Origin of the sequence: Streptomyces lycii (assembly GCF_009735685.1) — a bacterium.
In the GTDB taxonomy this organism is placed as follows: domain Bacteria; phylum Actinomycetota; class Actinomycetes; order Streptomycetales; family Streptomycetaceae; genus Streptomyces; species Streptomyces lycii.
This window is the reverse complement of sequence record NZ_WHPN01000326.1, coordinates 1-10,199: the sequence shown is the minus strand read 5'-3', so window position 1 is coordinate 10,199 and position 10,199 is coordinate 1. Positions and strand designations below refer to the sequence as shown.

General features: G+C 75.0%; 6 protein-coding genes and 2 pseudogenes. 1 reads left to right on the top strand and 7 read right to left on the bottom strand.

Going from position 1 to position 10,199, the window contains the following annotated elements; translation table 11 throughout:
• Positions 1–119 precede the first annotated feature (119 nt).
• The 6 genes and pseudogenes from sucB to GCU69_RS20440 form a co-directional block, all read right to left on the bottom strand.
• Positions 120–1,889, bottom strand: coding sequence for a 2-oxoglutarate dehydrogenase, E2 component, dihydrolipoamide succinyltransferase (gene sucB / locus GCU69_RS20465; protein WP_156206828.1), 1,770 nt, complete (start codon positions 1,887–1,889; stop codon positions 120–122).
• Between the two features lie 50 nt (positions 1,890–1,939).
• Positions 1,940–3,328 carry a dihydrolipoyl dehydrogenase gene (gene lpdA / locus GCU69_RS20460; RefSeq protein WP_098751566.1) on the bottom strand — a complete coding sequence of 463 codons (1,389 nt, stop codon included), beginning with the start codon at positions 3,326–3,328 and terminating at the stop codon, positions 1,940–1,942.
• 435 nt (positions 3,329–3,763) lie between these two features.
• Complete coding sequence (locus GCU69_RS20455) at positions 3,764–5,311, bottom strand: leucyl aminopeptidase (RefSeq protein WP_098751565.1); 1,548 nt, start codon at positions 5,309–5,311, stop codon at positions 3,764–3,766.
• A gap of 173 nt (positions 5,312–5,484) precedes the next feature.
• Entirely contained in the window at positions 5,485–6,309 is an 825-nt protein-coding gene (locus tag GCU69_RS20450; protein WP_156206827.1) for an adenosylcobinamide-GDP ribazoletransferase, read from the bottom strand.
• A 676-nt stretch (positions 6,310–6,985) separates the two neighbouring features.
• Positions 6,986–8,062 (bottom strand): annotated as a pseudogene (gene cobT / locus GCU69_RS20445) (nicotinate-nucleotide--dimethylbenzimidazole phosphoribosyltransferase); the annotation flags it as partial.
• 419 nt (positions 8,063–8,481) lie between these two features.
• Positions 8,482–9,693 carry a bifunctional adenosylcobinamide kinase/adenosylcobinamide-phosphate guanylyltransferase gene (locus tag GCU69_RS20440; RefSeq protein ID WP_156206826.1) on the bottom strand — a complete coding sequence of 404 codons (1,212 nt, stop codon included), beginning with the start codon at positions 9,691–9,693 and terminating at the stop codon, positions 8,482–8,484.
• Between the two features lie 129 nt (positions 9,694–9,822).
• Between GCU69_RS20440 and GCU69_RS20435 the strand changes: the two genes are divergently transcribed.
• Positions 9,823–10,032, top strand: a complete 210-nt coding sequence (locus tag GCU69_RS20435) for a hypothetical protein (RefSeq protein ID WP_098751561.1) — start codon at positions 9,823–9,825, stop codon at positions 10,030–10,032.
• Here the strand turns inward: GCU69_RS20435 and GCU69_RS33255 are convergent.
• Positions 9,996–10,199: pseudogene (locus tag GCU69_RS33255) on the bottom strand (hypothetical protein); the annotation flags it as partial. The gene GCU69_RS20435 and the pseudogene GCU69_RS33255 overlap by 37 nt on opposite strands.

Here is a 10,199-nt window from a genome sequence, read left to right as displayed (position 1 = left end):
GGGCCCGAGACGCGTCCGGCCGGAAAGCGTCCGGCCGGAGAGCATCCGGCCCGAAACGCGGTCCGCCCCGCCGGAAGACCGGCGGGGCGGACCGCTTATCGGGCCGTGTACGGGACCGCTTACAGGCCCAGGTCGCCCTCGAACGCGCCCTCTTCCAGACGCGTCTTGAGCGTGCCCAGGAAGCGGGCGGCGTCGGCGCCGTCCACCAGGCGGTGGTCGTACGTCAGGGCCAGGTAGACCATGTCGCGGACCGCGATGGTCTCGCCCAGGTCCGGGTGGTTGACGACGACCGGACGCTTCACGGTGGCCCCGATGCCCAGCATGCCGACCTGCGGCTGGTTGAGGATCGGGGTGTCGAACAGCGCGCCGCGCGAGCCGGTGTTCGTCACCGTGAAGGTGCCGCCCGACAGCTCGTCCGGCTTGATGCCGCCGTTGCGGGTGCGGTTCGCCAGGTCGGCGGTCTTCTTGGCGATGCCGGCCAGGTTGAGGTCGCCCGCGTTGTGGATGACCGGGACGAAGAGACCCTTCTCGGTGTCCACCGCGATGCCGATGTTCTCGACGTCGTGGTAGGTGATGGTCTCGTCGTCGTTGACCTTGGCGTTGACGGCCGGGTGGACCTTCAGCGCCTCGGTGACGGCCTTCACGAAGAACGGCATCGGGGAGAGCTTGACGCCCTCACGGGCCAGGAACTGCTCCTTGGCCCGCGCCCGCAGCCGCATGACACGGGTGACGTCCACCTCGACGACGGTCGTCAGCTGCGCCGAGACCTTCAGCGACTCCACCATGTGCTTCGCGGTCGCCTTGCGCACCCGGGACATCTTCACCGTCTGGCCGCGCAGCGGCGACGGCTCCACCGGGGCGGCGGCCTTCGGCGCGGCGGCTGCCGGAGCCGCAGCCTTGGCGGCCTCGGCGGCGGCCACGACGTCCTGCTTGCGGATCCGGCCACCGACACCGGTGCCCTTGACCGAGGACAGGTCCACGCCGTGCTCCGCGGCCAGCTTGCGCACCAGCGGCGTGACGTACGCGCCGTCACCGCCCACGGGGGCGGTCGGGCGGCCGGCGGCGGAGGTCGCCGCCGGTGCCGGGGCGGGCGCCGGAGCCGAGGGGACCGGGGCCGGAGCCGGGGTCTCCTGCTGCTGCGGAGCCGGAGCCGTCGGGGCCTGCGGGGCCGGCGCGGGGGCCTCCTGCTTCGGGGCCTCCTGCTTGGGAGCCTCCTGCTTGGGAGCCTCCTGCTTGGGGGCCTCGGGGGCCGGGGCGGGCGCGGCGGCCTGGTCGGCCGAGCCGATGACGGCCAGCTTGGCGCCGACCTCGGCGGTCTCGTCCTCGCCGACCACGATCTCCAGCAGCGTGCCCGCCGCGGGCGACGGGATCTCGGTGTCGACCTTGTCCGTCGAGACCTCCAGCAGCGGCTCGTCGGCCTCGACCGACTCACCGACCTCCTTCAGCCAGCGGGTGACGGTGCCCTCGGTCACGGACTCGCCCAGCGCGGGCAGCGTGACCGGGGTGCCTTCGGCGCCTCCGCCGGACGGTGCCGGAGCGGCCGGGGCCGGGGCCTCGGCGGCCGGAGCCGGCTCGGGCTCGGGCTCGGGCTGGGCCTCGGGCTGCGGAGCGGACTCCGCGGCCGGGGCCGGGGCCTCCTCCGCGCCGCCCGTGCCGTCGTCGATGACCGCCAGTTCGGCGCCGACCTCGACGGTCTCGTCCTCGGCCACCTTGATGGAGGAGAGGACACCGGCCGCGGGAGCCGGGATCTCGGTGTCGACCTTGTCGGTCGAGACCTCGAGCAGCGGCTCGTCGGCCTCGACGCTTTCACCCTCGGCCTTGAGCCAGCGGGTGACGGTGCCCTCGGTCACGCTCTCGCCGAGCGCCGGGAGGGTTACGGAAACCGCCATGGTTTCTGTTGCTCCTATCGAATGGTGCGGATGTGGTCGCGCCCGGACTGTCAGTCGTGGGAGTGCAGGGGCTTGCCGGCCAGGGCCATGTGGGCCTCGCCGAGCGCCTCGTTCTGCGTGGGGTGGGCGTGGACGAGCTGGGCGACCTCGGCGGGCAGCGCCTCCCAGTTGTAGATCAGCTGTGCCTCGCCGACCTGCTCGCCCATACGGTCACCGACCATGTGGACGCCGACCACGGCGCCGTCCCGCACCTGGACGAGCTTGATCTCGCCCGCGGTCTTGAGGATCTTGCTCTTGCCGTTGCCGGCCAGGCTGTACTTCAGGGCGACGACCTTGTCCGCGCCGTACAGCTCCTTGGCCTTGGCCTCGGTGATGCCCACGGAGGCGACCTCCGGGTGGCAGTACGTGACGCGCGGCACACCGTCGTAGTCGACGGGCACGGTCTGCAGGCCGGCCAGCCGCTCGGCGACGAGGATGCCCTCGGCGAAGCCGACGTGCGCCAGCTGGAGGGTCGGGACCAGGTCACCGACGGCGGAGATCGTCGGGACGTTCGTCCGCATGTACTCGTCGACGAGGACGAAGCCGCGGTCCATGTTGACCCCGGCCTCCTCGTAGCCCAGGCCCTGCGAGACCGGGCCGCGGCCGATGGCGACGAGCAGGACCTCGGCCTCGAACTCCTTGCCGTCGGCCAGGGTGACCTTCACACCGTCCGCGGTGTACTCGGCCTTCTCGAAGAAGGTGCCCAGGTTGAACTTGATGCCGCGCTTGCGGAAGGCCCGCTCCAGCAGCTTGGAGCTGTTCTCGTCCTCGGCGGGGACGAGGTGCTTCAGGCCCTCGACGATCGTCACGTCGGTGCCGAAGGACTTCCACGCGGAGGCGAACTCGACGCCGATGACACCGCCGCCCAGCACGATCGCGGACTTCGGCACCCGGTCCAGCTGGAGCGCGTGGTCCGAGGAGATGATCCGGTCGCCGTCGATCTCCAGCCCCGGCAGCGACTTCGGCACGGAGCCGGTCGCCAGCAGGATGTGCCGGCCCTCGTACCGCTCGCCGTTCACGTCCACCGAGGTCGGCGAGGAGAGACGGCCCTCACCGGTCACGTAGGTGATCTTCCGGGAGGCCACCAGGCCCTGCAGGCCCTTGTACAGGCCGGAGACCACGCCGTCCTTGTACTTGTGGACGCCCGGCATGTCGATGCCCTCGAGGGTGGTCTTGACGCCGAATTCGGCGCCCTCCCGGGCCTGGTCGGCGATCTCACCGGCGTGCAGCAGAGCCTTCGTGGGGATGCAGCCTCGGTGCAGGCAGGTGCCGCCCAGCTTGTCCTTCTCGATCAGTGCGACGTCCAGGCCCAGCTGCGCCCCGCGCAGGGCAGCGGCATAGCCGCCGCTACCGCCTCCGAGGATCACTAGGTCGAAAACGGTGCTGGCGTCGTTCGCCACGTCACGTCCTCCATGCATGGGTACGCCGGAGCCGGTCTGCGGTGACCGGGCGGCGGCTGTTGTTCGGCCTCCCCCCGGCTACCGCCGGGGGGTGCCCCCAGTTCTTGGCCCGTCCGCAACGGCCCGCTTGGTTGGCGAGCCCGGGCACTGTCCTGCCGGGACAACATCTTCGCATTTGTTGGCGGCGGACGAGACGCCGGGCCGCTCAGCGAGACGCTCCGGCGGCCCGCGCGGAGGGTTACTCGCGCGTATGCCCGTGCGGGGCCGGGCCACCGCACGGGCACACGTGTGCAATTTCGTTCTGCGCGAACGCGCTCGGAACGGGACCGGGGGCCGGTGTCCGGACCGAAGCCGGCCGGCGTCCGGCACCGGCACTCCGGTGGGACCGCGGCCGGCACCGGCACCCGCACCGGCCGGGACCGCGGCCCCGGCCGGTCAGCCCAGGTCGCCCGCCGCCGTCCGCTCGGCCAGCCGGACCAGCGTGCGGACCGCCGAGCCCGTGCCGCCCTTCGGGGTGTAGCCGTACGGGGCGCCCTCGTGGAAGGCCGGGCCCGCGATGTCGAGGTGGGCCCAGGTGACGCCCTCGTCCAGGAACTCCTTCAGGAACAGCCCGGCCACCAGGCCGCCGCCCATCCGCTCGCCCATGTTGGCGATGTCCGCCACCGAGGAGTCCATGCCCTTGCGGAGCTCGGCCGGCATCGGCATCGGCCAGGACTGCTCGCCCGCCTCCTCCGCGATCTCGTGCAGCGAGGCCCGGAAGGCGTCGTCGTTCGCCATGATGCCGAACGTGCGGTTGCCCAGCGCCAGCACCATCGCGCCGGTCAGGGTCGCGACGTCGACGACCGCGTCCGGCTTCTCCTCGCAGGCCCGGGCCAGCGCGTCGGCCAGCACCAGCCGGCCCTCCGCGTCGGTGTTGAGCACCTCGACGGTCTTGCCGCTGTACATCCGCAGCACGTCGCCGGGGCGGGTCGCCGAGCCCGACGGCATGTTCTCGGCCAGCGCCAGCCAGCCGGTGACGTTGACCTCCAGGCCCAGCCGCGCCGTCGCCACGACCGCGCCGAGCACGGCGGCCGCGCCGCTCATGTCGCACTTCATCGTCTCGTTGTGGCCGGCCGGCTTCAGGGAGATGCCCCCGGAGTCGTACGTGATGCCCTTGCCGACCAGCGCGATGCTCTTCTTGGCCTTGGCGCTGGTGTACGCGATCCTGACCAGCCGGGGCGGGTTCGCCGAGCCCTGGCCGACGCCCAGGATGCCGCCGTAGCCGCCCTTCGCGAGCGCCTTCTCGTCCAGCACCTCGATCTTGAGGCCGTGTTCCTTGGCGGCCGTCTGCGCGGCGGCGGCGAAGGACTTCGGGGCGAGGTCGTTGGGCGGGGTGTTGATCAGGTCGCGGGCGCGGTTGACCTCGGCGGCCACGGCGGTCGCCCGCTCGGCCGCCGCCTTGAACGCCTTGTCGCGCGGCTTGCCGCCCAGCACCACGACCTCGGCGAGCGGAGTGCTCTTGTCCTGCTTGCCGTGCTTCCCGGAGTCCTTCCCGGACTTGTCCGGCTGCGCCCGGTAGGTGTTGAACGCGTACGCGCCGAGCAGCGCGCCCTCGGCGATCGCGCCCGCGTCGGCCGCGTCCGCGACCGGCAGCGCGAACGCGCCCTTCTCCGCGCCCGCGAGGGCACGGGCCGCCGTGCCGGCCGCCCGGCGCAGCACCTCGCCGTCGAAGCCCTCGCCCTTCTCCGGGGCGCCGCCCAGCCCGACCGCCAGCACGACCGGCGCCTTGAGACCGGACGGCGCGGGCAGCTTGGTCACCTCGCCCTCGCCGCCGGTGGCGCCGAGGGTCTCCAGTACGGCGGCCAGCTTGCCGTCGAACGCCTTCACCACGGCCTCGGCGCCTACGGCCACCGCGGGGCCCTTGTCGCCCTTGGTCACGCCGACGACCAGGGCGTCCGCGCGCAGCGCGGCCGGGGACGAAGTGCTGAGAGTCAGTGCAGTCACGGTTGTGGGGTCCCTCTTCCGTTGAGTTTCCTCGGCCGATGGATGGGCCGGCCGCGCCCGAGGCATCGTATGCGCCGGGCGTCCGCCGGATTCCCACCGCCCGGCCGCGAGCCCCCGTGGGGCGAACCCTAGCCCGCTCCCGCCCGGCCGCATCAGCCGCCGGGAGACGGGGCTCAGCCGAGGGTCAGCACGACGAGGGCCACCGTGCCCGCGGTCTCCGCGAGTGCCCCGAACACGTCCCCCGTCACGCCGCCGAACCGCCGCCGGCAGTGCCGCAGCAGCAGTTCGGCCGCGCCGAGACCGGCGAGTGCGGCGGTCATGCCCAGCACCACGCCGTACAGCCCGCCGTACGCGGAGCCCACCGCGCACACCGCGACCGTCACCGCCGCGACCCCGAGCGCCACCCGTTCGGGTACGACCCCGGCGACCGCGGCGCCCAGCCCCTCCGGCCGGGCCGCCGGAACCCCGGAGCGCGCCGCGAGGGTGAGCGCGCAGCGGGCGGTGACCGCAGCGGCGGCCGCGCCGACGGCGCCGTACGGCCAGCCCGCCCCGTACAGGTCGGCCAGCGCCGCGGTCTGCGCGAGCAGCACGAGCAGCAGGGTGACGACCCCGAACGGCCCGATGTCCGACCGCTTCATGATCCGGAGGGCTTCCCCGGCCGGTTTGCCGCTGCCCAGGCCGTCGGCGACGTCCGCCAGCCCGTCCAGATGCAGCGCGCGGGTCAGCACGGCCGGGACGGCCACCGTGGCGACGGCCGCGAGCAGCGGGCCGGCGCCCAGCAGAAGCAGCACACCGCCGAGTACGGCGGCGCACAGCCCGGTCACCGCGCCGACGAGCGGCGCCCACACCATGCCGCCCCGGGCGGCCTCCCGGTCCCAGCGGGCGACCCGCACCGGGAGCACGGTGAGCGTGCCGAAGGCGAAGCGCAGCGCGTCGCCCGCGGAGGCGGGTGCGGGGCGGGGGGCGGCGGGTTCCGGGCCGCCGGTCGTGTCGGTCACGGGGCGCAGGGTATCGGGGGGCGGCCGCGGTGACAGCCCCCCCCGGGGCGGGACGGGAACGGGGCTGCCGGGGGCGGGCGGTCACGGCGGACGGCTCACGGGCGGAGGGAGCCGGTGGCTGCGGTCACGGGTGGCGGGTCACGGTCGGCGGGTCACCGGCGGTGGATCACGGGGCGGAGGGCCGGGGGGCGCCGGTTCCGGGACCGGTCCCGGCTGCGGGATCGGTCTCCGCCGCGGTTCCGGAGTCGGCCGGGGTTCCGGAGTCGGCCGGGGTTCCGGGGTCGGCCTGGCCGTCGGCTGTGCCGGCGGTTCCGTTCCGGTTCCGGTCGGGGGTCTCCGTACCGGTGTCGGTCCCGTTGGGGTCTTCGGCTGTGGTCTCCGTACCGGTGTCGGTCCCGTTGGGGTCTTCGGCTGTGGTCTCCGTACCGGTGTCGGTCCCGTTGGGGTCCTCGGCTGTGGTCTCCGTACCGGTGTCGGTCCCGTTCGGGTCCCCGGCTGCGGGCTCCGTACCGGCGGGGCTCTCCGTGGTGGTCCCGCCGGGTGCCGCGGCGGCGTCCTGCGGTTCCGGGCCCCGCGGCTCCTCCGCCCGCGGTTCCGGGTCCTGCGGTTCCGGGCTCGCCTGTTCCGGATTCTCCGGGGCGGGGCTTTCCGGGGCCGGGCTTTCCGAGACAGGGGCCTCCGGGGCCGAGGGGGCCTCGGGCTCCGGGCGTTCGCGCTCCGGGAGTTCGGCGAGCAGGGCCGCCGCGGCCTGCACCATCGGCAGCGCGAGCAGCGCGCCCGCGCCCTCTCCGACCGCGACGCCGTGGTCCAGCAGCGGCTCCATCGCCATCCGGTCCAGGGCCTTCTCCTGCGCCGGTTCACCGGTCCGCTGGCCGGCCAGCCACCAGTCGGGCGCCCGGAACGCCACCCGCTGGCCGACCAGCGCGCAGGCCGCGGAGACGACTCCGTCCAGAATCACCGGCGTACGGCGCACCGCGCACTGGAGCAGGAAACCGGTGATCGCGGCCAGATCCGCGCCGCCGGTCGTGGCGAGCAGTTCCAGCTGGTCGCCGAGCACCGGGCGGGCCCGGCGGAGCGCGTCGCGGATGGCCGCGCACTTGCGCATCCACGCCAGGTCGTCGATCCCGGCGGCGCCCCGGCCCGTCACCACGGAGGCGTCGGTGCCGCACAGCGCCGCGATCAGAGTGCTCGCGGCCGTGGTGCCGCCGACGCTCAGGTCGCCCAGTACGACGAGGTCGGTGCCGGAGTCGGCCTCCTCGTCGGCGACGGCCGTCCCGGCGCGGAACGCCTGCTCCGCCTCCTCGGCGGTGAGGGCGTCCTCGATGTCGATACGGCCCGACCCGCGCCGCACCCGGTGCCGTACGACGTCCTCGGGCAGGCTGCCGGGGTCACAGTCCAGCGCCATGTCGACCACGCGCAGAGCCGCCCCGAAGCGGCGGGCCAGGACGGCGGCGGCGCTCTCGCCGCGCAGCGTGGCGCGTACGAGTTCGTGCGCGCTCCCGGCGGGACGGCCGGAGACACCGAGCCCGGCCACGCCGTGGTCACCGGCGAACAGCACGACCTTGGGGCGCTCCACCGGACGGACCGGAACGGTGCTCTGCGCGGCGGACAGCCACTCGCCGAGGTCGTCGAGCCGCCCGAGCGATCCGGGCGGAAGGACCAGACGCTCCCGGCGCTCTTCGGCGTCACGCCGTACACCGGAGTCCGGGCGCTCGATCAGATTGCCGAAGTCATCGAGATTCAGACCGCTCATCCGCCGAACCCTATCCCTCGCCGGGCGGCCGCTCCGCGCCGAGTCCGTACGGGACCCCGGGGCACTGCCGCGCACGCCTCCCGGGCCCGCACGGAGCCGGGAGCACTGCCGCGCACGCCTCCAGGGGCCCGTACGGTCCCGGGGGCACCGCCGCGGACGGCCCTGGTGCCCCTCGGGGCGGTCCGCACCCCGGCCCACCGCCGGGGGCGCAGCGGCACCTCCGGGTCCCGCCGGGACTCCGGGGTGCCGCCCCACGCCTCTCAGCCTCCCGCGCCTCTCAGCCCTCCCGCGCCTCTCAGCCTTCCCGCGCCTCTCAGCCTTCCCGCGCCTCTCAGCCGCCCGCGCCCCTCTGCCGCCCCGCGCCTCTCAGCCGCGCAGCGTCCCTCTGCTTCCCCGCGCCTCTCTGCCGCGCAGCTCCTTCAGCCGCGCAGCGGGACCGCCTGGCCCGCGACCGTCAGCAGGACCTGTTCGCACTCCGCCGCCACCGCCGCGTTCAGCCGCCCCAGCGCGTCCCGGAAGCGGCGGCCGGAGGCCGTGGCCGGCACCACCCCCGAACCCACCTCGTTGGAGACGGCGACGACCGTGCGGCGGGTGGCCCGGAACGCCTGCGCCAGCGCCTCGGTCCGGTCCCGCAGGGCGCGTTCCGGGCCGCCCCCGGCCCACCGCTCGTCGTCCCACGCGCCGGCCGTGTCCATCGCGTCCGTGAGCCACAGCGAGAGGCAGTCGATCAGCAGCGGCGGCCCCGCCCCGGCCAGCAGCGGCTCCAGGTCGCAGGTCTCGGCGGTCCGCCAGCTCGCGGGCCGCCGCTCCCGGTGCAGCGCCACCCGGTCCGCCCAGTCCCGGTCGCCGTCGCGGGTCCCGCCCGTCGCGACGTACAGCACGTCCGGGAACGCCTCCAGCCGCCGTTCCGCCTCCACCGACTTGCCGGACCGGGCGCCGCCCAGCACCAGCGTCCGGCGGGGCAGGTCCGGCACCGCGTGGTACTCGCCGACGAGCAGCGTCGTCCCGTCCGGTACGGTCCGCGCGCCGGCCGAGGCGAGCCGCCGCCGGAGTTCCGGACCGGGCGGCACCCCGTGGTCGACGTGGACGCCGATCACGTCCGTCGTCGCCGTCACGGCACCAGCCGCGCGCAGCCTGGCGAGCGCGTCGGGGCGGCCGAGCACGTCGAGCAGCGCCATGTCGTACGGCGGCCGTCCCTCCGGAGGTCCCGCCGGCCCGGCGGGCCCGGCCCCCGGCGGCAGGTACAGCAGCTGCTCACCGCCGGGGCCGGTCACCGCGTATCCGGTGCCGGGCGAGTCGACCGCGACGGCTCGCACCCGGTGCCCGCCGAGCAGCGCCAGTTCGCGGCCGTCCGGAACCCGGCCGGGGGAGGGCAGCCCGGCGGGCACCTCCACGGCGGGGCCGTCGTGCGGATGGGACAGCAGCACCTGCCGCACCCCGCTGAGCGTGCGGTGGGCGCGGGCGGCAGCCAGGGCCGCCCCGGGGGTGAGGTCGAGCAGCAGTACGCCGTCCACGAAGAGCGCGGTCGCGGCCCGCGCCTGGTCGCCGACGGCGGTGGCGCAGGACGCGCAGGGGCAGCCGGGGCGGGGCAGCCCCTCGGGGGCACCGGTGCCGAGAAGAGTGAGTTCCACCCCCCGATCGTCTCGCGCCGCGGCACGGGTTGCGCGCGGGCATCGGCCGTCCCGTCCCCCCGGCCCGGCCACAGCCGCATAGGGTGAGGTCAGCACCTATTCGGAGCAGCCGGCAGCCGGGAGGCGTACATGGCGTGGACGTGGCGGTTCGAGAAGTCCGACGGGACGGAGACGGTGCCCGCGGTCGAGCCGGAGGAGTTCACCACCCAGGGGGACGCGGAGTCCTGGGTGGGCGAGGTGTGGAAGGAGCTGCTGGAGGGCGGCACCGAGCAGGTCACGCTCTTCGAGGACGGCACCAAGATCTACGGGCCGATGCCGCTGACCGCCGAGGACGCCTGACCGGCCGCGGCAGCGGCGTCACGCCGGCCGGTGTGCCGGACCGGCCGGGCTGCACCGGCCGGCTCGCACGCCGGCCGGCTCGTACACGCGTCGGTGTCGCGCCGGTCGGTGTCGCGCCCGTCGGTGTCGCGCCCGTCGGTGTCGCGCCCGTCGGTGTCGCGCCCGTC

Bases quoted from the DNA above. Each gene is read 5' to 3' on its own strand.
- sucB (WP_156206828.1), bottom strand. From the start codon at position 1,889: ATGGCGGTTTCCGTAACCCTCCCGGCGCTCGGCGAGAGCGTGACCGAG.
- GCU69_RS20435 (WP_098751561.1), top strand. From the start codon at position 9,823: ATGGCGTGGACGTGGCGGTTCGAGAAGTCCGACGGGACGGAGACGGTG.